Source organism: Pseudoxanthomonas dokdonensis (assembly GCF_001431405.1).
GTDB classification, from domain to species: domain Bacteria; phylum Pseudomonadota; class Gammaproteobacteria; order Xanthomonadales; family Xanthomonadaceae; genus Pseudoxanthomonas_A; species Pseudoxanthomonas_A dokdonensis.
The window spans coordinates 63,660-86,437 of the sequence record NZ_LDJL01000017.1; the positions used below are offsets into that span (position 1 = coordinate 63,660).

Genomic DNA, 22,778 nt, shown 5'->3' on the forward strand with positions numbered 1-22,778 from the left:
GCATCGTTTAGAATCGACGGTTCTCGCCCAAGGCCGGGCTTTCCCCACATCCATCTTCCATGTCTTCTGCCAATCCTGCATCTGATCGTTGGGTCGTACTCAAGTTTGGCGGCACTTCGGTGTCGCGTCGCCATCGCTGGGACAACATCGGCCGGATTGCGAAAAAACGGGCGCAGGCGCAGGAGGCGAGGGTGCTGGTGGTGGTGTCGGCCTTGTCCGGGGTTACCAATGAACTGACCGCGATCGCCGATGGCGCCGCCGACAGCAACCAGCGGGTCCAGCAACTGGTCCAGCGCCACCGCGATTTCGTCAGCGAACTGGAACTGGATGCCGAGACGGTGCTTGGCCAGCGGCTGGCGGCGCTGCAGGCGTTGCTGGTCGATGAGCGCGCTGGTCCCCGCAGTCTCGACTGGCAGGCCGAGGTGCTGGCACAGGGCGAACTGCTGTCCTCGACCATCGGCGCCGCCTACCTGGCCGCGCAGGGACTGGATTTTGGCTGGATGGATGCGCGCGACTGGCTCGATGCCACCCTGCTGCCCAACCAGACCGCGTGGGCGCAGCGGTTGTCGGTGTCGTGCCAGACCCGGCGCGACGATGACTGGCGCGCGCGTTTCAACCAGCAACCGCATGGCCTGCTGCTGACCCAGGGCTTCATTGCCCGCCACCCCGAACACGGCACCTGTGTGCTCGGCCGTGGCGGCTCGGATACCTCGGCCGCTTACTTCGGCGCCCTGCTCGGCGCGCAGCGGGTCGAGATCTGGACCGACGTGCCGGGCATGTTCACCACCAATCCGCGCGAAGTGCCCGACGCACGCCTGCTGACCCGGCTGGACTACCACGAGGCACAGGAAATCGCCACCACCGGCGCCAAGGTCCTGCACCCGCGCTCGATCAAACCATGCCGCGATGCTGGCGTGCCGATGGCAATCCTCGATACCGAGCGTCCTGAACTGCCCGGCACCAGCATCGACGGCAACGGCGTCACCGTGCCGGGGGTCAAGGCGGTCAGTCGCCGCAACGGCATCGTGCTGGTGTCGATGGAAGGCATCGGCATGTGGCAACAGGTCGGCTTCCTTGCCGACGTGTTCGCGATGTTCCGCAACCACGGTCTGTCGGTGGATCTGATCGGTTCCTCGGAAACCAACGTCACCGTGTCGCTGGACCCCAGCGAGAACCTGGTCAATACCGACGTGCTGGCGGCGCTGTCGAATGACCTGTCGCAGATCTGCCGGGTCAAGGTGATCGCGCCGTGCACCGCGGTGACCCTGGTCGGCCGCGGCATGCGCTCGCTGCTGCACAAGTTGTCCGATGTCTGGGCGATGTTCGGCCGTGAACGCGTGCACCTGATCTCGCAGTCGTCAAATGATCTCAACCTGACCTTCGTCATTGACGAGGCCGACGCCGAAGGACTGTTGCCGGTGCTGCATGCGGCGCTGATTGACAGTGGCGCGATGCCGACCGGCGACGCCAGCGTGTTCGGCCCGCGCTGGCGAGAAATCGAAGGCCAGGTGCGTCGCCGCGAAACGCCCTGGTGGCATGCGCCCGAGCAGCGCGAACAACTGCTGGCGCTGGCCCAGGCCGGCACACCGCACTACGCCTATCACCTGCCGACGGTGCGCGCCCGTGCCCGCGCGCTGGCGGCGATCAGCGCGATCGATCGCCGCTTCTACGCGATCAAGGCCAACTCGCACCCGCACATCCTGCGCACGCTGGTCGAAGAAGGCTTTGGCCTGGAATGCGTATCGCAGGCGGAGCTTGAACGGGTGTTGCGGGAAGTACCGGCGCTGGCGATGGACGACATCCTGTTCACCCCGAGTTTCGCACCGCGTTCGGAGTACGCGTTCGCGCTCGACAGGGGCGTCAACGTTACCCTCGACAATGTCGAGGCGCTGCAGCGCTGGGGCGAGTTGTTCCAGGGCCGGGCGATCTGGCTGCGGGTCGATCTGGGCCGCGGCGATGGCCATCACGAGAAGGTCAACACCGGCGGCAAGGCCTCCAAGTTCGGCCTGCCGTTGGCGCGCCTGCCTGAATTCGTCAATCTCGCACAGCGCCTGCAGGTACGCATCGTCGGCCTGCACGCGCACTTGGGCAGCGGCGTTGAGACACCGCAGCACTGGCGCCAGGTCTGCGACGAACTCGGCGGCATCGCCGAGCAGATTGGCAGCATTGAAACCATCGACATCGGTGGCGGTTTGCCGATTCCGTACACCGCCGACGACGAGCCGTTCGACCTCGAGGCATGGGGCGCCGGACTGGAGGAAATCAAGGCGGCGTACCCCGGTTACCAGCTGGCCATTGAACCGGGCCGTTTCCTGGTGGCCGAGTCCGGGGTGCTGCTGAGCCGGGTCACCCAGGTGGTCGACAAGCAGGGCATCCGCCGGGTCGGCACCGATGCCGGCATGAATGCGCTGATGCGACCGGCGCTGTATGACGCCTGGCATGACGTCGCCAACCTCAGCCGACTCGCGGATCACCAACAGGATTATTTCGACGTGGTCGGGCCGATCTGCGAATCCAGCGACGTGTTCGGCAAGCGCCGTCCGTTGCCGGCCGCCACCAGCGAAGGGGATGTGTTGCTGTTCGCCGATGCCGGCGCCTATGGCTTCTCGATGGCCAACCAGTACAACCTGCGCGCGCTGCCGGTCGAAGCGATCATCGATGGCGGCGGGCAGGCCGAAGTGCGGGCCGGTGTGGCGCAAGCCGACGTGGTTGCACGATGACACCGGCGTCGCGGTTGACCGCCACCGACGCCATTATTTTTCCCCGCCCGGCATGCGCTGCGGCGGTGACGCAAGACTGACGGAACCTGCATGAACCATTTTGACAAAACCAGCATCACCACTTTCCACTTCGTCCGCTGCACGTTCGATGCGCAGACCGGCGTGGCACGGCTGGTCTATGCGTTTGACGACGGTCCGGAACTGACCGAAACCGTGACCATTCCCGGCGCTCCGTTCGTCCTCGAGCAGGCGCTTGCGGACGCGGTCGAGCAGGCGTTGCGGCTGCTGCACCTGATAACCGGCGTCAGCTATTACAAGGCAGCGATCCCGCCGACCATCGCCATCGACAGCTACCGCATCGATGCCGCCACCGCGGCATTCATGGAGCAGGTCTACCTCAACGGGCTGGGCGAGTTTGCCTACCGCAACGAACTGGATCTGCATGGCCACATCCGCTTTCCGGTCGATGAGTCGTTGCCAGCGGCGTCGGCCCAGGTCCAGGGCCTGGACCAGCACGCGCTGGTTGCCATCGGTGGCGGCAAGGATTCGCTGGTCAGCATCGAGGCGCTGCGTGCGGCCGGCGTCGCCCAGACGGTCAGCTGGATTGGTGGCTCGCAGTTGATCGCCGCCTGCGCCGCGCGCACCGGCCTGCCGCTGCTCAACATCCAGCGCTCGCTGGCGCCGGAACTGTTCGAGTACAACCGCCAGGGCGCCTGGAATGGACACATTCCGGTCACCGCGATCAACTCGTCGATCCTGCTGCTGGCGGCGCTGTTGAAAAATGCCAACCAGGTGGTGTTCTCCAACGAGCGCTCGGCCAGCTACGGCAGCCTGATTCCCGGTACCGGCGAGGTCAACCACCAGTGGTCGAAGGGCTGGGCATTCGAACAGGCACTGGCCGCGCACGTGCACAGCCATATCGCCAGCGATCTGGATTATTACTCGCTGCTGCGGCCGTTCTCGGAGCTGGCGGTGGCCCGCCAGTTTGCCCGCAACGATCATTACGACGCGCATTTTTCCAGTTGCAACCGCAATTTCCACATCCTCGGCGAGCGCCCTGTCAATCGCTGGTGCGGGGTCTGCCCGAAGTGCCACTTCGTGTTCCTGGCGCTGGCGCCGTTCATGCCAAAGCCGCGACTGGTGCGGATATTCGGCCGCAACCTGCTCGACGATGCTAGCCAGGTCGATGGCTTTGACGCGTTGCTCGAATACCAGAACCACAAACCGTTCGAATGCGTCGGCGAAGGCCAGGAGTCGCGCGCGGCGATGGCCACGCTGGGCGACCGGCCGGAGTGGCGCGAGGATGCGCTGGTCAGCCGTTTCAACCGTGACATCCGCCCGCAGCTGGATCCGCAGGCGCTGGCGCTGGCACCGCTGCTGCAGATTGCTGACGAACACAACATCCCGGCTGGCCTGTGGGAACGCCTGCGTGCGCATTTCGCAGCTTGAAGGCCAGCGGGTAGCGTTGTGGGGCTGGGGCCGTGAAGGCCGCGCTGCCTATCACGCGATCCGCGGGCGTTTGCCGTTGCTCCACCTGAGCGTGCTGTGCAACGCCGACGAAGCGGCTGAAGTCGCAGCGCTGGATGATGCCCTGATCGAGATACGGACGCAGATCGACGGCGAGCTGCTGTCCGGCTTCGACGTGGTGGTGAAATCGCCGGGCATCAGCCCGAACACGGCCCCTGTACGGATGGCCATCGCCGCTGGAACCCGTTTCATCGGCGGCACCGCGCTGTGGTTTGCCGAACACGCCAACCCAGAGGGTTACGTGGCGCACAGCCTGTGCATTACCGGGACCAAGGGCAAGAGCACCACCACCGCGTTGCTTGCGCACCTGCTGCGTGCCGGCGGTCAGCGCACCGCACTGGTCGGCAATATCGGCGTGCCGTTGCTGGAAGTGCTGGACCCGCAAGCGGCGCCGGATTACTGGGCGATCGAGCTGTCCAGCTACCAGACCGGTGATGTCGCTGCCAGCGGCGCGCGCCCGGACATCGCCGCGGTGCTGAACCTGTTTCCCGAACACCTGGACTGGCACGGCAGCCAGCAGGCCTATGTACGCGACAAGCTGTCGCTGGTGACGGCTGCCAGGCCACGCATCGCGGTGTTGAACGCCACCGATCCGCAACTGGCCGGGCTGACGCTGCCCGACAGTGAGGTGCGCTGGTTCAACCATGCCGATGGCTGGCATCTGCGTGGCGATGATCTGTATCGCGGCGATGAGCGGGTGATGGACACTTTGAGCGTACCGGTGCCTGGCCGGCACAACCGCGGCAATCTGTGCGCGGTGCTGACCGTGCTGGAAGCGGCCGGCCTGGATGCACGCGCGCTGGCGCCGGCGGCGGTCGACTTCACCCCGCTGCCCAACCGCTTGCAACGGCTTGGCCGCCATGAGGGCGTGCTGTACGTCAACGACTCGATCAGCACCACCCCGCATGCGACGCTGGCGGCGCTGGAATGCCATGCCGGCCAGCGCGTGGCACTGCTGGTCGGCGGCCATGATCGCGGCGTCAGCTGGGACGATTTCGCCGCACGAATGCACAGCCAGGCACCACGCGCGATCATCACCATGGGCGAGAACGGTCCCCGTATCCATGCGCTGCTGGCGCCGCTGGCCGCGCAGGGCCTGTTGCGCCTGTCGGCGGCCACTGACCTGGCCGATGCGGTAGCGCAGGCGCGCCAGCAGTTACAGGGCGAGGGCGTGGTCCTGATGTCGCCGGGTGCACCGAGTTTCGGGCCGTATCGCGATTACGTCGCGCGCGGCCGCGATTTCGCCCGCCTGGCCGGCTTCGATCCGGACCGGATCAGCCATATCCAGGGGCTCGGCATCCGCTGACAACGGCGGCGCGATAGACTGCGGGCTTCCACACAAGCCGGAGCGGGACATGCGCGGGATCCTTGGTTGCTGTGTTGTGTTGCTGATGATGGTGGCGGAGCCGGCGCTGGCCGCCGTGCAGGCAAAACCGCTGGAATGGCAGGTCGATGGCAAGACCTTTTCAGGCTTTCTGGTCTACGACGACGCCAGTCGCGAACAGCGCCCGGGCCTGTTGATGGTGCCGGACTGGCTGGGGGTGACCGATGCGGCGGTGGCCAAAGCCAAACAGATCGCCGGCGACGACTACGTGGTGCTGGTGACCGACATGTACGGCAAGGGCGTGCGCCCGGCCAACAAGCAGGAAGCGCTGGCCCAGGTCAAGCCGCTGTACGCGGATCCGGCCAGCATGCGCGCGCGGGTCAACGCGGCGCTGCAAGCGCTGCGCGCACAGGCCGGGCAGGCGCCGCTGGATGCGAACCGGATTGCCGCCTTCGGTTTCTGTTTCGGCGGCTCCAGCGTACTGGAACTGGCCCGCAGCGGCGCCGACATCGCCGGCGTGGTGACCTTCCACGGCGGCCTGAAGACCGGATTGCCGGCCAAGGCGGGTGCGGTCAAGGCCCCGCTGCTGATTCTCAACGGCGCCGATGATCAGGGCGTGGCGCCGGACATCGCCGGCTTCGAGCAGGAAATGAACACCGCAGGGGCTGACTGGCAGTTCGTCAATTTCAGCGGCGCGGTACATTGCTTCGCACTCGAGAACGCCAACGATCCACCGGGTTGCGTCTACAACCCGCGCGCCGCCAGACGCGCCTACCGGATGATGGACGATTTCCTCGACGAAGTACTCGATCAGGATTGATCACCGCAGCCACTCGACCCCCGTAGAGCGGAGCTTGCTCCGCTGTGGTCACCCGACGCTCGCGCAGTGCTTGTGGTTATGTGGAGACAGCAACAGCAGCCGAGCAAGCTCGGCTCTACGTGCAGGGTCACCCGGATCAGTGCACCGTAGAGCGGAGCTTGCTCCGCTGCAGTTACCGAACATTCCCGTAGAGCGGAGCTTGCTCCGCTGTGGTCACCCGACGCTCGCACAGTGCTTGTGGTCATGTGGAGACAGCAACAGCAGCCGAGCAAGCTCGGCTCTACGTGCAGGGTTACCCGGATCAGCGCACCCGTAGAGCGGAGCTTGCTCCGCTGTGGTCACCCGACGCTCGCGCAGTGCTTGTGGTCATGTGGAGACAGCAACAGCAGCCGAGCAAGCTCGGCTCTACGTGCAGGGTTACCCGGATCAGCGCACCGTAGAGCGGAGCTTGCTCCGCTGCGGGTCACTCGACGCCCGCGCAGTGCTTGTGGTGATGGCGTGATAAAGCAACAGCAGCCGAGCAAGCTCGGCTCTACGGAGGGGGGCGACTGCAACGGGACGCGGGCAGGGAGGTCGGATTCCGGCCGCTGTCCCGCTGATTCAATGCCGGCGTTCGATTGCGTAGCGTGCCAGCCCGCGCAGGGCGGCGACGGCTTCGTTCTGCGCAAGATCCTGCAATGCGCGTTCGGCGGCATCGGCATATTCGGCGGCGCGCTGCTGGCTGTACTGCAGGCCGCCGGTGGCGTGAATCGCGGCCAGCACTTCCGGCATCGCATCGCCTTCGCCGTTCTCGATGATCTGTTTCAGCCGCGCCGCGGTGGCGGCGTCGGAATGACGTACCGCGTGGATCAGCGGCAGCGTGGCCTTGCCTTCGGCCAGGTCATCGCCCAGGTTCTTGCCCAGGTCGGCGGCATTGGCGGTGTAATCGAGCACGTCGTCGGCAATCTGGAACGCATAGCCCAGGTTCATGCCGTAGTCGTACAACTGCTGCTGCACGGCCTGGCTGGCACCGGCGGCCAGCGCACCCAGCTGGGTGCCGGCGGCGAACAGCACCGCGGTCTTGCGCTCGATCACGCGCAGGTAGGCGGCTTCGTCGGTGTCCGGGTTGTGCACGTGCAACAGCTGCAGCACTTCGCCCTCGGCGATGCGGTTGGTGGTGTCGGCGAGGATGCGCATGACGTCCATGCGGTCTAGTTCGACCATCAGCTGGAAGCTGCGCGAATACAGGAAATCGCCGACCAGCACGCTGGGTGCATTGCCCCACAACGCGTTGGCGGTGCTGCGGCCGCGACGCAGGTCGGATTCATCGACGACGTCGTCGTGCAGCAGGGTCGAGGTGTGGATGAACTCGATGATCGCCGCCAGCTGGTGCTGGGCCGGGTTGACCGGCCCGCAGGCACGCGCGGCCAGCACCACCAGCATCGGCCTCAGCCGCTTGCCGCCGGCGGAGACGATGTGGTCGGCAATCTGGTTGATCAAGACCACGTCCGAGGCCAGCCGGCTGCGTATCAACGTGTCCACCGCCGCCATGTCGGCGGCGGCCAGGGTCTGGATGTGGTCGAGAGCCAGTGGGGACGGGGCAGGGGAGGCGACGGACATGGGCAGGCGAGTGGCGGAGTACCACCGATTATACGGCCCCGGCCACGGAGATTTCCTACCTTGCCGCGGTCGCGGCTCTGATGGCGCGGGCCATGGCGGTTATACTCCACTGGTCAATGCCCGCATCTGGCGGGCGCCCTTACTGGAAGAGAAATATGGCCCGCGGCATCAATAAAGTCATTCTGGTTGGCAACCTGGGCAACGACCCGGACACCAAGTACACCCAAGGTGGGATGGCCATCACCCGTATCAGCCTGGCGACCACCAGCGTGCGCAAGGACAAGGAAGGCAACCAGCAGGAACGCACCGAGTGGCACCGCGTGGTGTTCTTCGGCAAGCTCGGCGAAATCGCCGGCGAATACCTGCGCAAGGGCAGCTCGGTCTATGTCGAAGGCTCGCTGCGCTACGACAAGTACACCGGCCAAGATGGCGTCGAGAAATATTCCACCGACATCATCGCCGACGAAATGCAGATGCTCGGCGGTCGTGGTGATGGTGGCGGCGGTGGCGGTGGCGGCGAACGCCAGTCGCGTCCGCAGCGCCAGGAATACGGTTCCTCGTCCGCACCGCAGCGTCGCCAGCCGGCCCCGGCCCAGCAGGCGCCGATGAATGACTTCGAGGACGACGACATCCCGTTCTAGCGAACACTAGATCAAGAGTGGTGATATAGATTCAAGGAGAGCCCCGTTTTTACGGGGCTTTTCTTTTTTTCAACGCTTCTTGCACGGCTAAAAATTTCGTATATAGTCCTACACATGTAGAAACAGTAAAAGAAGGGCAATGCCCATGCTGTCAGTTCACGTGCTTAGCGAAGGGGAGCGAGTCCCAATGCTCCACGATGAGCAGGGCGTGCCTCTGTTCTATCCGACCCTGTTCGCTACCTCCCAGCTTCGGAATGCCGGAGCGGCCGTCAACACGATCCGAAACAAGCTTGCTGATCTCGTTGTGCTCCTGCGATGGGAGCAAGCCAATGGCAGAGACCTGATCACAGAGTTCCGCAACGGCCGCTTTCTTACGGTGGCAGACATAGTCTCGCTTCGAGATTTCGCCAAGCTCGACATGCGGGAGTTGAGTTCTGTTGGAGACGGTGAAAAGGAACGGAGCGTCGTCGTAGATTTCCTCGAGGCGCGAGTTGCCTCATGTCAGGCACTTGCCACCATTGGTGGGCAACAACACTTCAATCGCATCAGCACGTTCGCCGACTACCTCGAATTCACGGCGTCAGTCGTTACACAGCACCAGAACTCATCACGGATCGCACAGGAAATCGCGCGGATGGCCAGAACCATCCGCAAGCACCGACCGCGCGGGTTGGCAAAACAGAGGGATGACGATTCGGATCTGCGCTCGCCACCATCCGAGTTAGTCGAACGATTCATGGCGATAGGCGCTGAGGGTGATCCGCGCAATCCGTTCCGGCACCCGGAAGTCCAGCTACGCAATGCCATCATCTTCGGGCTGCTAAGACACACCGGAATGCGGCGAGGGGAGTTATTGAGTTTGCGGCTCGACCAGTTCGACTTGGGCCATGAACCGCACGTCTGGGTTCGGCGCAATCAGGATGATAGGCATGACCCGCGACCCTATCAGCCGGTAACCAAGACCAAGGAGCGGCCATTGCCGATACCTGAGACGCTCGCCAATCAGATCGACCGTTACATGCTGAATGTCCGCCCCAGGATCGGCCCCGCTAGACGGCACCCCTACCTGCTTGTCTCGCACAGGAAGGGCGGCACATGGGGCAAGCCGCTCTCCGCCTCGGCTCTGAGCAGTCAGATCTTTTCGCGGATGCGCTCGGTGGACTCCGCCTTCGAGGCTATCCATCCCCATGCCTTACGACACCACTTCAACTACGAGCTTTCCGTCAGCATTGACAAGCACAACGCCAAGATCCGGTCGGCAGAAAATGCTGAGGCATCGCCGATCAGCGAGGCTAGGGAGCTGGATGTTCGTGCTTTCCTGAACGGTCATCGCAGCAAGGCATCGGGAGCAACGTACAACCGGCGCCACATCCGTGAAGTCAGCGACAAGGCCGCTCGTCAGGTGCAGGCCGCTCATCCCAAGCGTAGCGATAACTCCAAGGAGGGTGGTGATGATCCGCGCTAATCCAAAGCAGACCGATGCTGGGAGGAAGTCGACTATCCAGGTAGTGTCTAAGGATGGTTATCCGTTCAAACCTTCGGATGACCATTGGCGATTGAATAAGGACGTGCAGATTGCACTGGCGCTTCCGGGGACTATCGACGTTAGAACCGAGGTTGGCTTTCGCTCAACGTTGTTGCGCTATGCGGAAGAGGCATCTGCTCGTCATACGCGAAATATGGAGACGCGTTTCAAGCGCTACCTGCGGGACACAGGAGCGTCGCAGGTTACGGTGGTCGACCTCATCAACTGGCGCGCCAGCCTTGCGGCAGACGAGCAATATCAGTTGGGCGGCTTGAAGGGCTTTCTGCTTGCCTGGCACGACTACGGGTTTGAAGGTGTTACCAGCGAAGTCGTTGATCTTCTTCAAGGCTGGCGAATACAGGGGAACGAAAAGGGTGCGGCCGTCGCCAGTGGTTGCCCGGAGAGTGGGCCTTACACCGACCTCGAGATGGCTGCGCTCTTGGATTGGGCTAACCTCGCGGTGGCACGCAAGGACATCGCATTCGAGGACTACGCTTATCTGCTCACCTTGGCGATGACCGCACGGCGTCCTGTCCAGATTGCAGCGCTCAGGGGGCGGGACCTGGATCGTGAGGCAGGTGATGGCGCGCCCATGTTCAGGCTCAATATTCCGCGAGCCAAGCAACGCGGCCTCGCGTTTCGGGGTGCCTACCGGTCTCTTGCCATCCTTGAAGACCTTTATCTGGTGCTTCGGCAGCAGCATCGACAGTCCGTTGCCGCAGTTTCCGAAGCCATCGGAGGGGCGGTTGGTCCTGCGCTGGCAGGTGAAGTACCAATCTTTCTCAATCGCAACAAGCTTGAGGATGTCGGAAATGTCGACGAACTCACTGACTACCTGATGGGTGGCGCGCCAGATCAACTGCACGCAAAGATTGACTCGCTCGACTCCGCTCTACAGCGTTGCGCGAAGGCGTCGACTGCGCACTCGGAGCGCACTGGTGAATTCATTCGGCTTTCGGCACTGCGATTCCGACACACACGAGGCACAAAGCTTCGCCGAGAGGGATTCGGTGCAGTCATCATTGCCGAGTTGCTGGATCATTCTGACACCCAGAACGTGCGTGTGTACACGGAGAACACTGCTCAGGAGGCGGTAGTCATCAATGAGTTGGTGGGTGCCAAGCTTGCCCCCTTCGCGCAAGCCTGCCTCGGCAAGCTTGTTCGCTCTGAACGTGAGGCAATTCGCGGTGACGATCCACGGAGCCGTGTGCCGAATGACCGTCAACACGCGGTGGGAACCTGCGGGAACTATGGATTCTGCGCTAGCGGCTACCGCGCCTGCTACACCTGCTTTCACTTCCAGCCGTGGGTCGACGGGCCGCACGAAGAGGTGCTGGTGGACCTATATGCCGAGAAGGAGCGCATCCGGGAGGCAGGCTGCTCTAACGTCATTGTTAATGCCAATGACCAGCTGATCCTTGCCGTCGAGCACTGTGTTTCGATGTGCAAGGATGCGAGGGCTGAGATGCTTGACGCGAATTTGTTGGAGGCGGGCGCCCATGGGTGATGTCGTCCAGTTCGTGCCCCGCGCTGAGCGCGAAGCCAGCGAAAACCTTGCCGAATTCATACGCTTGGCAAAAGAGGACCTGACTGCCTTCGAGAATGGTGGTGCTTGGGATCGCGACAAATGGCAGCAAAACGAAACCGTAGTCGTCTTCGCGACGAAGACAGCACATCTGGATTCATACTCTTTCATGCCCTTCGCCGAACCATACATGCAGTTCGCAAAGGCATACATTCGATACCAGTATAGCCACAGGCCGGTGAAGAGCTTGGCAATGATGCTCCAGGCGCTTCGCTGCGTGGAGGCAGGATTGCTGGCGGCTTGTGGCCGAGCAGATGTCGGTCTCCTGAGCGGTGCGGTAATGGACGTTTGCGCCAACAAGTGCAAGGAATTCTACTCCAGCGAAGACGTGCACCACAAAACCGGGCTGCAACTTCAAGCTATATTCAACTTCTTGCGTGAGAAGAGCCTTGTCCCGTCGTTGCCAGCTTGGAAGTCTCCTTTCAAGAAGCCGGTCATCCTGACCGAGGATCTCGGCGAAGCGGGGCAGGCCCATCGTGTGGCAAAGCTCCCCTCTAATGAGGCAATGCTCGCAGTTGCCGACGTGTTCGCGCAGGCTGAGGATCGGGAGAGTCAGTTCTACTCATCAATCTTCATCCTGCTTATGGCTGCGCCAGGTCGCGTCTCCGAAGTCCTGAAGCTTCCTGTTGACTGCATTCAGTGGGAGGAAGATGACGATGGGGTTCTTCAGATGTTCCTGTGCTGGAATGCGGCCAAGGGCAAAGGCGCGACGAAGAAGTGGGTCGTGCCTGTCATGCATGACGTCGTGAAAGAGGCCGTCCGGCGCTTGGTCGAAATCGGTAATCCCGCACGTGAGGTAGCCAAGATGACGTTCGAAGGCTCAGCGTCGTCGTCGAGAGATGTCAGCACGTCCAATCTCATCAAGGAATTTGGCGGCTTCTACTGGCCCTTCCTTGATGAGAAGAGGGTGCTGAAGGCCTGGAGCGCGCTGTGCTTGCATCGAGAGAATGAGTTCAGTCGCGAAAAGGAAATCAGGCCAGACTCATGGCGGATTCCAAGCGCTAACGAGGTGAATAAGCGCCTGGGCGCTGGCAGCGGCCACGGTGAATCTCTTTTTGACCGCATGGGTCTGCGGAATTCGGATAGCACGCGAATCACGTTGACATCGAACCAGCTCCGTCATTGGCTCAGCACGATGTCAGAGCGAGCGGGCATGGACGACTACACCTTGGCGCAATGGGCCGGCCGTGCAAAGGTTTCCGACAACCGTCATTACGACCATCGTTCGCCCGAGGAGCGCCTAGAGGCAGCCCGAGAGCTACTTCCGATGCAGCCAGCGCCGTTGCTTGAGCGAATCAAGCATCGTCAGCCGGTGACATATCAGGAGCTCGGGGTTGATCGGCTGGGAACGGCCAAAGCAACGCTCTATGGTATGTGCGTACACGACTACGCCATGGCGCCGTGCCAGAAACAGCGCGAATGCATGACCTGCAAGGAGCATGTTTGCATCAAGGGCGATCACATTACGCTGGACCGGATTCGTCTTCTGGAGGCGCAGACGGAAAATCTGCTCCAGCAGGCCATGAAAGCTCATAAGGATGGCGACTTTGGTGCCGATCGTTGGGTGGACAATCACAAGTGGAAGCTCGCGCACGTCAAGGCGATGCGGATGGCGTTGGAGCATCCCAATGTTCTGGAGGGAGCGATCCTCAGGATTCCGGATGGGCACGATCCCTCTCCGGTTCGCCGTGCCCTCCTGGATCTTGGCGTGGTGGAGGTGCCCTCCATGGAGGCGCTTGGTCCGGAGATAATTCCCTTGGCCCTGACCTGACCCACCATGCCAAAAAAGATCATCACCAAGGCAACTTTGCCAAAGATCATGCGTGAGCTAGATCGCTGGGAAGGCAAGCTCACTTGGCCGCTTTTCTGCGATCGTGTCGCAAAGGTGCTGAACGTGGCCTCGATTTCGAAGCACACGATGTACCTTTATCCTGCCATTAAGGAGCGGTTTCAACAGCGTCAAAAGGACTCGCGTGAGGTGCGAAGCGCGCTGCCGAGAGATTTTACACTGGATGCGGCTACACGCCGCATCGCTGACCTTGAGGCTCAAGTGAAGCGCCTTGAGGAGACGAACCGTGTATTGCTCGATCAGTTCCGTCGTTGGCAATACAATGCCTACGCGAACAACGTCAGGATGGATTTTCTAACGTGGGATAAGCCGCTGCCGGAAGTGGATAGGTCTGGTCACCGTCGAACAAAGAAGGAACCGAAAAAGGTCAAGCCTAAGGAATGATCTCTCAGTTTGAGTGCTTCCGTTGGCATCGATGCTGTAAATCTCTGCGGAAGTACCTGAGGAATAGAAAGCGCACGAAAGTTTTAGGTCTTTCGCTGACTGCGCCAGTTTTGATTATCTAGCCGGTTCGGCACTCTGGTTTAGTAGAAGTCAGATGCGCATCGCTGATAGATCTGGAAAGCAGTCTGACATGAAGCTTCGGTAATTTCGTTCGGTTTGACGATCCCTTTCTTGGCAATTTTCAAGGCAACCGGATACCAAGCCCGGAACTCCTCGAGTGTCAGTCCCGGTCCGTGTCGCGCAGCTTCGTATTCAGGCCCGGAATATCGCTCGTTGTCGATATCCAGTTCGCGAAGCTGGCGGATAGCCTGGTCTGCCAATCTGATTGCATTGGCCGGATCGCTTGCCAGGGATGCGTAAGAGGAAGCCCAGACAAGTTGCTCCCGTTCGGTCATTTGATGCCAGGGGATTGCTGGGGTCAGCATGCGTCACTGTCGCTTGAGGAGCCGGCTTTCATCTTCTTCGCAACAAGCGCCTGCGCTTTCTCAATTTCCACCGTGTTTTTTGGGGGAAGCTTTGATATCTCCGTCCGGTACTGCTCGTTGTAGGTATCAATGAACAGCGCCATGTGGAACCGATACTTCATGGCCTCTGACGGTATTGATACGTCCAGTTTCCTGCTGATGAGCGCGGCGTAGGACGCCTGTGCAGGGGTAGGTTCCTTCAGGTCCCAGTCCATGCATTCGGCTATAAGGCGCTCAAGCTGCTTCTCGAGCTTACGGACAAAAGTCTGCCGGATGGCCTTGTCCTCGACCCGCTCCCACTGGATGCAAACGGCCTCCTCCATCGTGGGGGCTATGTAAAGCTCCAGAGTGAGATCCACACCGGGATTGACGAGGTAGAGGGCCATGTCTCGGCGGCGGCAGAAGGAACAGGCAAGGACACAGCCCATCTTACCCGATCCCACACAAAATTCATGTAATCGGTAGTCGTGCCATAGATTCATTGATCGCCCATTTCGGTGCGGTCATGGCTACTAAGACTATTTATTCCACGGCTTATCGGCGGCTGGTTACCCAACTGCGGGAGACCCGCGAAGCTGCAGGATTATCCCAATCCGCCCTTGCTGCGACGTTGGGTTGGCCGCAGCAGCGCCTCTCGGCTATTGAGGCGGGAGCCCGCAGGCTGGACGTCATGGAGTTCCTGCACCTCACGGGGGCGCTCGGCCTGTCCCCGGAGGTGGCCATCCAGTTGGCAGTTCCCAAGGCAGGCCCGACGACCAGATCGCGCCAGGTCCGGAAGAGGGGCTGATTCGGGTCTTGTCCCAATGGGTGCGACTGCCTTGCTCTAGCGTGCTGCCTCCAGCGTCGGACGATTGATCGCCTCCACTGGCGGTGTACGCTCAAGATGCAGTACATTGGCAGTACATTCCGGCTTTGGGGAGGCCGCATGAAGCGCCTGAAGAACGAGACTCTGTCGATCCGTACATCGCCGGAGATCAAGGATCTGCTTCGGCTGGCTGCCGAGCGTGAGCGCCGTTCGGCCGCTTCGATGGTCGAATCCCTGGTCCTTGAGTACGCGCGGGAGCACGGGATTACCCAAGCCAAGCCGGCCGCCAAGGGCAAAGCGGGGAAGGCGTGAACAAGAAGGCCCTGTCCGAGCGAGACATTTGTACCAAGTTCATCACCCCGGCGCTCGAAAAGGCTAGCTGGGACATCGTCACCCAGATTCGGGAGGAGTTCCCGCTGACCAAGGGGCGGGTGATCGTGCGCGGGCAAATGCATACCCGTGCCCAGCCCAAGCGCGCCGACTACGCGTTGTTCCACAAGCCTGGCCAGCCGATTGCGGTGATCGAGGCCAAAGACAACAAGCACAGCTTGGGCGATGGTATGCAGCAAGCGCTGGCCTATGCCGAGATGCTGCAAGTCCCCTTCGTGTTCAGCAGCAATGGTGATGGCTTCCTGTTCCATAACCGCATCGCCAAGGATGGGGTAATCGAACGCGAGTTGGCCCTAAGCGAATTCCCCAGCCCGCAAGCCTTGTGGCAGCTCTGGGCGGAGCACCAGGGCCTGACTGAGGCTCAGCAACAGGTTGTCACCCAAGACTACTATAGCGACGGCAGCAACAAGACCCCACGCTACTACCAGCTGCTGGCAATCAACAAGACCATCGAAGCCATCGCCAAAGGGCAACAGCGCCTGTTGCTGGTCATGGCCACCGGCACCGGCAAGACCTATACCGCCTTCCAGATCATCTGGCGCTTGTGGAAGTCGCGAGCCAAGAAGCGAATCCTGTTCCTAGCCGATCGCAACATCCTGGTCGACCAGACCATGACCAACGACTTCAAACCGTTTGGTCCGGCGATGACCAAGATCGTCAAGCGCCAGGCGAACAAATCGTATGAGATCTATCTCTCCTTGTACCAAGCAGTGACCGGCACCGAGGAAGAGAGGAACATCTACAAGCAGTTCAGCCCGGACTTCTTCGATCTGATCGTGATCGATGAATGCCATCGCGGCAGTGCAGCCGAGGATTCCGCCTGGCGCGAGATCCTCGAATACTTCTCCAGCGCCACCCAAATTGGCTTAACCGCCACACCGAAGGAAACCAAGGACGTTTCCAATATCGATTACTTCGGCGAGCCGGTGTACAGCTACTCCCTTCGCCAGGGCATCGAGGACGGCTTCCTCGCCCCGTACAAAGTCGTGCGTATCGATATCGACAAGGATCTGACCGGCTGGCGACCCGACAAGGGCATGCTGGATAAGCACGGCAATGAAATCGAGGATCGCATCTACAACCAGCGTGATTTCGATCGCAGTCTAGTGCTCGAGCAGCGCACCAACCTCGTGGCGAAGAAGATCAGCGACTACCTGAAGGCAAGCAACCGCTTCGACAAGACCATCGTCTTCTGCGACAACATCGACCACGCCGAGCGCATGCGTCAGGCACTGGTGAATGAGAATGCCGACCTGGTCGCCCAGAACGCCAAGTACGTGATGCGCATTACTGGCGACAACGAGGAAGGCAAGCAGGAACTGGATAATTTCATCTTCCCAGAGAGCAAGTATCCCGTCATTGCCACTACCTCCAAGCTGATGACCACTGGCGTGGATGCGCAGACCTGCAAATTAGTGGTACTGGATCAGCGCATTCAGTCGATGACCGAGTTCAAGCAGATCATCGGCCGTGGCACCCGGATCAATGAGGATTACGGCAAGTACTGGTTCACCATCCTCGATTTCAAGAAAGCCACCGAGCTGTTCGCCGATCCGGCCTTTGATGGCGACCCCGTGCAGATCTACGAACCAAAAGGCGACGATCCCATCGTGCCGCCTGAGCCGCCAACCGTCGATGGCGTCAGCACGACGGCAGGTTCGAGCCTCGATCCCGATGGCAACTACCCGCAAGGCTCGGGTTACAGCTCGCATCCGGTTAATGACCGCGATGACGACCCCGACGACAAGCCACGGCGCTACGTAGTGGCGAATGTTGAAGTCAAAGTGCTGGCCGAACGCGTGCAGTACTTCGATGCCAGCGGCAAGCTGATCACCGAGTCTCTGAAGGACTACACCCGCAAGACCATCGGCAAGGAATTTTCCACCATCAATGATTTCCTCAAGCGCTGGAACGGCGCCGAGAAGAAGCAGGCGGTGATCAACGAGTTGGCCGAACATGGGATCTTCTTCGACGCGCTGGCCGAGGAAGTAGGCCAGCAAGGGAAAGCCTTCGATCCCTTCGATCTGCTGTGCCATGTGGCTTGGGGTCAGCCGCCGCTGACCCGGCGCGAGCGCGCCGAGAATGTGAAGAAGCGCAACTACTTCGGCAAGTATGGCGAGCAAGCGGGACGTGTGCTGGAAGCCCTGTTGGACAAATACGCCGATGAGGGCGTCGGCCCGATCGAAGAGCCACAGATCCTCAGCATTGCTCCGATCAACCAGCTCGGCACCCCCATCGAGCTAATCCGCGCCTTTGGTGGCAAGGAGAAATACCAGCAGGCCTTGGCTGAGCTGGAACAAGCCCTTTATAGCGCCTGATGCGCTGACCCATTCAAAAAAGACTCACGCAACATGACCATTACCACGCTTATCAAGTCCATCCAAGACATCATGCGCAAGGATACGGGCGTCGACGGCGACGCCCAGCGCATCAGTCAGATCTGCTGGCTACTGTTCCTGAAGATCTTTGACGACAAGGAGCAGGAATGGGATGCCATCCAGCCCAACTATCGTTCCCCGCTGCCGAGCCGCTTCCGTTGGAGCAACTGGGCCAAAGATCCAGAAGGCATCACCGGTGAGGAGCTGATCGACTTCGTCAACAACGACCTGTTTCCTGCACTGAAGGCACTGGCTACCCGTGCCGGGGTGTCCCGTCAGGGCAAGGTAGTGGGTGCGGTGTTCGAGGATGCCTACAACTACATGAAGTCGGGCACCCTGCTTCGGCAGGTCGTCAACACGATCGAAGAGGACGTGGACTTCAATTCATCCAACGATCGCCATCTGTTCAATGACATCTACGAGAAGATCCTGGCCGACCTGCAGTCTGCGGGCAATGCCGGCGAGTACTACACCCCACGTGCCGTCACCCAGTTCATGGTGGACGTGATCAATCCGCGGTTGGGCGAAAGCATCCTTGACCCGGCCTGCGGAACCGGCGGCTTTCTGACCTGCGCCATCGAGCATTTGAACAAGCAGGTGAAGACCCCGGAAGACAAGGAGCGGCTGCAGGAAAGCATCCACGGCGTGGAGAAGAAACCCCTGCCGCACATGTTGGCCATCACCAACATGATGCTGCACGGCATCGACGTGCCAACCAATATCCGGCACGACAACACACTGAGCCGTCCGTATAAGGACTACTCACCGCGCGAGCGGGTGGACGTCATCATCACCAACCCGCCGTTCGGCGGCATGGAAGAGGATGGCATCGAGAAGAACTTCCTGGCCAAGCATCAGACGCGCGAGACCGCGGATCTGTTCATGGCGCTAATCATGCATTTGCTCAAACACGATACCGGCCGCGCTGCCGTAGTGCTACCGGACGGCTTCCTGTTTGGCGAAGGGGTGAAATCCACACTCAAACGCGAGCTGCTGGAAGAATTCAACTTGCACACCATCGTGCGCCTGCCCAAGGGCGTGTTCGCCCCCTACACCAGCATTGCAACCAACATCCTGTTTTTCGACAAGGGAGGTCCGACCAAGGACGTGTGGTTCTTCGAGCATCCATACCCGACTGGTTACAAGAGCTACTCGCGCAGCAAGCCGCTAACGATTGGCGAGTTCGATCTGGAAAAGAAGTGGTGGGGTGGGGCCGCGCGCAAGGGTCGCAAGGTAACCGAGCAGGCCTGGAAGCTTAGCGCGACCGAGATCGTGGCGCGCAACTACAACCTGGACTGCAAGAACCCGCATCAGGTGGACGTGGTCCACGCCGAGCCGGAAGTTCTGCTAGCCGAGTACATGGAGCTGGCGAAGCAGGTACAGGCCGCGCAAGCGACGCTGAAGGCCGAATTGTTGTCGGCAATGGAACACGGTGCATGAGCGCGGTGTTGGCCGAATCTGACTGCCACATAGCATGGCTGGAGCCTTTGTTCGACGTGGCCTTCGATGCACCTGACGGCATCGCGCGCCTCCGTCAGTTGGTTCTGACGCTAGCCATGCAGGGCAAGCTAGTACCGCAAGACCCGAAAGACACATCGATTTCCGAATTACTGAATCAGATCACTGAGGAGAAATCGGAACGCGGGAAGGCCGGGAGAATCCGTTCGCCAAGAATCCTTGTTCCGGTTTCAGAAGCTGAAAAGCTCCATGAGATTCCCACGAATTGGAAGTGGGTTAGGCTCGGTGAATTTGCTGAATACAACGGCAGGGAAAACATCGAACCGGAGAAGATAAAGAAGAACGCTTGGGTTCTCGACCTCGAAGATATAGAGAAGGAAACTTCCAAGCTATTGTATCGAGCAACCTATTCTGAGCGTGAGTCAAAATCCACGAAATCGACCTTCAAGGCCGGTGACGTACTTTATGGAAAACTTCGTCCCTACCTGGACAAGGTGATCGTTGCGGATTCGGATGGTGTCTGCACGACGGAAATCGTACCGATTGTTCCAAGCAAGGCGGTAATACCTGAATTTCTACGCTGGCTTCTGAAAAGGCCAGCCTTCTTAGCACATGTGAACAACCTAATGTACGGCGTGAAAATGCCACGTCTCGGCACGGATGATGCAATCAACAGCGCTCACCCGCTGCCTCCACTGGAAGAACAAAAGCGCATCGTCGCCCGTATAGAAGAGTTGATGTCCCATTGCGACGAGCTCGATCGTCTGCGCCAGCGGCAAGCCGAAAAACGCGCCGCCACCCGCGCCGCAACCGTGCGCCAATGGCTAGCCGGCGACGATGCCGCCGCAGCGCTGCTTCGCAAGAACTTCTCCACACTCGTCAGTACCCGCGAAGACGTGGCCGAGCTCCGCAAGGCCATTCTGCAACTGGCGGTGATGGGCAAGCTGGTTCTGCAAGACCCGACGGAAACGCCCGCCTCTGTATTTCTGAAGCAAGTTGAAGCCGAGAAGGCGCGTCGTGAGAAGGAAGAAGGATTGAGAACGAGCGCTGAACCAAGCGTTGGCGCTGACGAGCAGTATTGCGGGACGCCAGATGGCTGGTCATATGGTCGCCTCGGAAATCTCGCGAAGTTCATCGATTATCGCGGCCGAACTCCTAAAAAAGTAGGCGCTGGCATTCCGCTGATTACAGCGAAAAACGTCCGTTTCGGTTACATCAGCCGTGAACCGCGCGAATACGTTTCAAATTCTGAGTACAACGAATGGATGACGCGCGGATTTCCGCGTGTCGGCGATATGTTATTTACTACCGAAGCGCCGCTCGGAAACGTCGCGATCATCGACATCCCAGAGAAATTTGCTCTGGCCCAGCGCGTCATTTGTTTCCAATTTCATGCTCCAGCGATGGCAGAATTCCTCAAGATCGTGATGATGTCCGAGATACTCCAGAGCCGACTTCTGACCGATGCTACTGGCATGACTGCGACAGGCATCAAAGCTTCCAAGTTGAAGGAAATCCCGGTCCCAATCCCGCCGCTGAATGAACAAAAGCGTATCGTCGCCCGCGTCGACGCCTTAATGCGGCTGTGCGACATGCTAGAGCAGAGCATCGACGTCGCTCAAGCCAAGCAAGCCGAACTTCTGTGTGCAGTGATGGCGAGGGTGTGAGATGGCGGTTACATTCAAAGTCCTTTCGCCAAAAGCGTACGTCGACCACAAATTGCGTGGCGTGGCTCAGCTTATCCCAGACAATTGGGACGACTTTTCGTTCAAGACGCTATTTGTCTTGCACTACATCGACTCAGATGGACGTCACGTTGAACTTGGTGCGGTAAAGATTGGCTTCAAAGGTCAGAAGACTGGAAGAACTACCGACAAACTTTCGCCTCAGTTCGACAGGCTCACAGATGAGTGGTTCTCGGTTGGCCAGGATGTCGAGTACTATGAGAATGCTTTCGGGAAGCTTTCTCCGGAAGATCGCGATGAAATCCTGAATGGGTTGCGCGATGTCGCCTTCGTCGAGGATGCGCTCGAAGTTGCGGAGAACGAGGAAGTATTCACGACATCCTTGCTGCGCAATGTCAATGAGCTGACGGTGCATGCTCAGTTCCGCCGCGTCCTTCGCGGTGAGGCTGTTCTCAGCGATTTCAAGTTTGCGTATGAGGATCCGGGGAGTGAGAAGCGATCCAAAGTCGATCTGCAGTTCCAGGTCGATGCGGGCTCAAAGCCCCCGACCAATGTGCATGTTTTGATCGGCCGTAACGGGATCGGCAAGACAACTGTGTTGAATGGAATGGTCAAAGCGGTGCACCCCGAATATGGTGAGGAACGAACTGGGAGGTTCGTCTCAGGGGAATCCTTCAGTGCAGGGGACGAACTTTCCGATGGTTATTTCGGAAGTGTTGTCTCGGTTTCCTTCAGTGTGTTCGATCCGTTCGTGCCACCGCCAGACAATGACGAGCCCAAGAAGGGACCAAAGTACTTTTACATTGGCATGAAAAAGGGGCGGCTCGGAGCGGTTGCAGACCCAGACTCTTCGCTGAAATCAGAGGCCGATCTGATTGACGACTTTGTTTCAGCCTTCGGTCAATGCATGAGCCAGGAAACGAAGGCAAGGCGTTGGTTAAAGGCTATCGAAAGACTGTCTTCGGATGCGAATTTTGCGTCCATGGAGCTTCCGATACTTGCGGAGATGGCGCGGAAACGTCATGAAAAGACGGAAGAGGCTGCAAGAAAGGTTCTGGGGCGGATGAGTTCAGGACATAAGATCGTCCTGATAACTATCACGGCTCTGGTGAATCTTGTCGAAGAAAAGACGCTCGTTCTGTTGGACGAGCCAGAGAGCCATCTGCACCCGCCATTACTGTCTGCGTTCACTCGATCTCTCTCGGAACTTCTTCATGATAGAAATGGTGTGGCCATTGTCGCCACGCACTCGCCGGTTGTGGTTCAAGAGGTTCCGAGATCCTGCGTATGGATTTTAAACAGATCAGGATTGGAGTGGCGAAAAGATCGCCCGGTTCGTGAGACCTTTGCGGAGAATGTTGGTGTTTTGACAAAAGAAGTCTTCGGGCTGGAAGTTTCCAAGTCCGGATTCCATGCGATGCTACAGGATGCAGTCGATTCCGGAGCTGCCTTCGAGGACGTATCCCGATCTTTCGGGGACAGGCTTGGAATGGAAGGCAAATCAATTCTGATGGCCATGATTGCCTCTCGTGACAGCAAGAGAGGCGGAGGTGGCACTTGAGGC

18 protein-coding genes are annotated in these 22,778 nt (G+C 60.0%); 15 read left to right on the top strand and 3 right to left on the bottom strand.

The features are described 5' to 3' along the window. Positions 1-59: 59 nt before the first annotated feature. The 4 genes from ABB29_RS14650 to ABB29_RS14665 all read left to right on the top strand — a co-directional run bounded on the left by ABB29_RS14650 (position 60) and on the right by ABB29_RS14665 (position 6,391). Positions 60-2,720 carry a bifunctional aspartate kinase/diaminopimelate decarboxylase gene (locus tag ABB29_RS14650; RefSeq protein WP_057660364.1) on the top strand — a complete coding sequence of 887 codons (2,661 nt, stop codon included), beginning with the start codon at positions 60-62 and terminating at the stop codon, positions 2,718-2,720. Positions 2,721-2,810: 90 nt separating this feature from the next. Then, positions 2,811-4,169 carry a UDP-N-acetyl-alpha-D-muramoyl-L-alanyl-L-glutamate epimerase gene (gene murL / locus ABB29_RS14655; RefSeq protein ID WP_057660367.1) on the top strand — a complete coding sequence of 453 codons (1,359 nt, stop codon included), beginning with the start codon at positions 2,811-2,813 and terminating at the stop codon, positions 4,167-4,169. Beyond that, entirely contained in the window at positions 4,150-5,553 is a 1,404-nt protein-coding gene (gene murD, locus ABB29_RS14660) for a UDP-N-acetylmuramoyl-L-alanine--D-glutamate ligase (RefSeq protein ID WP_057660369.1), read from the top strand. The genes murL and murD overlap by 20 nt, the downstream gene beginning before the upstream one ends. Positions 5,554-5,602: 49 nt before the next feature. Further along, complete coding sequence (locus ABB29_RS14665) at positions 5,603-6,391, top strand: dienelactone hydrolase family protein (protein WP_057660371.1); 789 nt, start codon at positions 5,603-5,605, stop codon at positions 6,389-6,391. Positions 6,392-6,991: 600 nt separating this feature from the next. On the opposite strand, the gene ABB29_RS14670 is transcribed toward ABB29_RS14665, so the two are convergent. Beyond that, entirely contained in the window at positions 6,992-7,990 is a 999-nt protein-coding gene (locus ABB29_RS14670; RefSeq protein ID WP_057660372.1) for a polyprenyl synthetase family protein, read from the bottom strand. Between the two features lie 155 nt (positions 7,991-8,145). Between ABB29_RS14670 and ABB29_RS14675 the strand changes: the two genes are divergently transcribed. From ABB29_RS14675 to ABB29_RS14695, 5 genes are all read left to right on the top strand, one after another. Then, the gene (locus ABB29_RS14675; RefSeq protein WP_057660374.1) at positions 8,146-8,631 is read left to right on the top strand and encodes a single-stranded DNA-binding protein; all 486 of its coding nucleotides are present in this window, start codon (positions 8,146-8,148) and stop codon (positions 8,629-8,631) included. A 187-nt stretch (positions 8,632-8,818) separates the two neighbouring features. After that, a complete protein-coding gene (locus ABB29_RS14680) occupies positions 8,819-10,096 on the top strand; it encodes a site-specific integrase (RefSeq protein ID WP_245622650.1) in 1,278 nt (425 codons plus the stop codon). Next, the gene (locus ABB29_RS14685; RefSeq protein WP_057660378.1) at positions 10,083-11,663 is read left to right on the top strand and encodes a site-specific integrase; all 1,581 of its coding nucleotides are present in this window, start codon (positions 10,083-10,085) and stop codon (positions 11,661-11,663) included. The genes ABB29_RS14680 and ABB29_RS14685 overlap by 14 nt, the downstream gene beginning before the upstream one ends. After that, complete coding sequence (locus ABB29_RS14690) at positions 11,656-13,512, top strand: hypothetical protein (RefSeq protein ID WP_057660380.1); 1,857 nt, start codon at positions 11,656-11,658, stop codon at positions 13,510-13,512. The genes ABB29_RS14685 and ABB29_RS14690 overlap by 8 nt, the downstream gene beginning before the upstream one ends. Positions 13,513-13,518: 6 nt before the next feature. Beyond that, positions 13,519-13,974 (top strand): hypothetical protein, encoded by a 456-nt coding sequence (locus ABB29_RS14695; protein ID WP_057660382.1) that lies wholly within the window; start codon positions 13,519-13,521, stop codon positions 13,972-13,974. Between the two features lie 140 nt (positions 13,975-14,114). Here ABB29_RS14695 and ABB29_RS14700 read toward each other — a convergent pair whose 3' ends face one another. Both ABB29_RS14700 and ABB29_RS14705 read right to left on the bottom strand, forming a co-directional pair. Further along, the gene (locus ABB29_RS14700; protein ID WP_157062673.1) at positions 14,115-14,459 is read right to left on the bottom strand and encodes a hypothetical protein; all 345 of its coding nucleotides are present in this window, start codon (positions 14,457-14,459) and stop codon (positions 14,115-14,117) included. Continuing rightward, entirely contained in the window at positions 14,453-14,884 is a 432-nt protein-coding gene (locus ABB29_RS14705; RefSeq protein WP_057660384.1) for a hypothetical protein, read from the bottom strand. The genes ABB29_RS14700 and ABB29_RS14705 overlap by 7 nt, the downstream gene beginning before the upstream one ends. 119 nt (positions 14,885-15,003) lie before the next feature. Between ABB29_RS14705 and ABB29_RS14710 the strand changes: the two genes are divergently transcribed. From ABB29_RS14710 to ABB29_RS14735, 6 genes are all read left to right on the top strand, one after another. Next, on the top strand, positions 15,004-15,285 hold the full coding sequence (locus tag ABB29_RS14710; protein WP_057660386.1) for a helix-turn-helix domain-containing protein: 282 nt from the start codon (positions 15,004-15,006) through the stop codon (positions 15,283-15,285). Positions 15,286-15,423: 138 nt separating this feature from the next. After that, positions 15,424-15,615 (top strand): ribbon-helix-helix domain-containing protein, encoded by a 192-nt coding sequence (locus tag ABB29_RS14715; protein WP_057660536.1) that lies wholly within the window; start codon positions 15,424-15,426, stop codon positions 15,613-15,615. Continuing rightward, positions 15,612-18,011, top strand: a complete 2,400-nt coding sequence (gene hsdR / locus ABB29_RS14720; RefSeq protein ID WP_057660388.1) for an EcoAI/FtnUII family type I restriction enzme subunit R — start codon at positions 15,612-15,614, stop codon at positions 18,009-18,011. Before ABB29_RS14715 ends, hsdR begins: the two co-directional genes overlap by 4 nt. A gap of 33 nt (positions 18,012-18,044) precedes the next feature. After that, positions 18,045-19,511 (top strand): type I restriction-modification system subunit M, encoded by a 1,467-nt coding sequence (locus ABB29_RS14725; RefSeq protein WP_057660390.1) that lies wholly within the window; start codon positions 18,045-18,047, stop codon positions 19,509-19,511. Beyond that, positions 19,508-21,196, top strand: a complete 1,689-nt coding sequence (locus ABB29_RS14730; RefSeq protein ID WP_057660391.1) for a restriction endonuclease subunit S — start codon at positions 19,508-19,510, stop codon at positions 21,194-21,196. Before ABB29_RS14725 ends, ABB29_RS14730 begins: the two co-directional genes overlap by 4 nt. 1 nt (position 21,197) lies before the next feature. Next, positions 21,198-22,775: an AAA family ATPase gene (locus tag ABB29_RS14735; protein WP_083487959.1), complete on the top strand. Its 1,578-nt coding sequence runs from the start codon at positions 21,198-21,200 to the stop codon at positions 22,773-22,775. Positions 22,776-22,778: the final 3 nt, after the last annotated feature.

What these genes read in the sequence shown, in the direction of transcription:
- ABB29_RS14650 (WP_057660364.1), top strand. Translation starts at nt 60, where the DNA reads ATGTCTTCTGCCAATCCTGCATCTGATCGTTGGGTCGTACTCAAGTTT.
- murL (WP_057660367.1), top strand. Translation starts at nt 2,811, where the DNA reads ATGAACCATTTTGACAAAACCAGCATCACCACTTTCCACTTCGTCCGC.
- ABB29_RS14665 (WP_057660371.1), top strand. Translation starts at nt 5,603, where the DNA reads ATGCGCGGGATCCTTGGTTGCTGTGTTGTGTTGCTGATGATGGTGGCG.
- ABB29_RS14670 (WP_057660372.1), bottom strand. Translation starts at nt 7,990, where the DNA reads ATGTCCGTCGCCTCCCCTGCCCCGTCCCCACTGGCTCTCGACCACATC.
- ABB29_RS14675 (WP_057660374.1), top strand. Translation starts at nt 8,146, where the DNA reads ATGGCCCGCGGCATCAATAAAGTCATTCTGGTTGGCAACCTGGGCAAC.
- ABB29_RS14680 (WP_245622650.1), top strand. Translation starts at nt 8,819, where the DNA reads ATGCTCCACGATGAGCAGGGCGTGCCTCTGTTCTATCCGACCCTGTTC.
- ABB29_RS14685 (WP_057660378.1), top strand. Translation starts at nt 10,083, where the DNA reads ATGATCCGCGCTAATCCAAAGCAGACCGATGCTGGGAGGAAGTCGACT.
- ABB29_RS14690 (WP_057660380.1), top strand. Translation starts at nt 11,656, where the DNA reads ATGGGTGATGTCGTCCAGTTCGTGCCCCGCGCTGAGCGCGAAGCCAGC.
- ABB29_RS14695 (WP_057660382.1), top strand. Translation starts at nt 13,519, where the DNA reads ATGCCAAAAAAGATCATCACCAAGGCAACTTTGCCAAAGATCATGCGT.
- ABB29_RS14700 (WP_157062673.1), bottom strand. Translation starts at nt 14,459, where the DNA reads ATGCTGACCCCAGCAATCCCCTGGCATCAAATGACCGAACGGGAGCAA.
- ABB29_RS14705 (WP_057660384.1), bottom strand. Translation starts at nt 14,884, where the DNA reads ATGGCCCTCTACCTCGTCAATCCCGGTGTGGATCTCACTCTGGAGCTT.
- ABB29_RS14710 (WP_057660386.1), top strand. Translation starts at nt 15,004, where the DNA reads ATGGCTACTAAGACTATTTATTCCACGGCTTATCGGCGGCTGGTTACC.
- ABB29_RS14715 (WP_057660536.1), top strand. Translation starts at nt 15,424, where the DNA reads ATGAAGCGCCTGAAGAACGAGACTCTGTCGATCCGTACATCGCCGGAG.
- ABB29_RS14725 (WP_057660390.1), top strand. Translation starts at nt 18,045, where the DNA reads ATGACCATTACCACGCTTATCAAGTCCATCCAAGACATCATGCGCAAG.
- ABB29_RS14730 (WP_057660391.1), top strand. Translation starts at nt 19,508, where the DNA reads ATGAGCGCGGTGTTGGCCGAATCTGACTGCCACATAGCATGGCTGGAG.
- ABB29_RS14735 (WP_083487959.1), top strand. Translation starts at nt 21,198, where the DNA reads ATGGCGGTTACATTCAAAGTCCTTTCGCCAAAAGCGTACGTCGACCAC.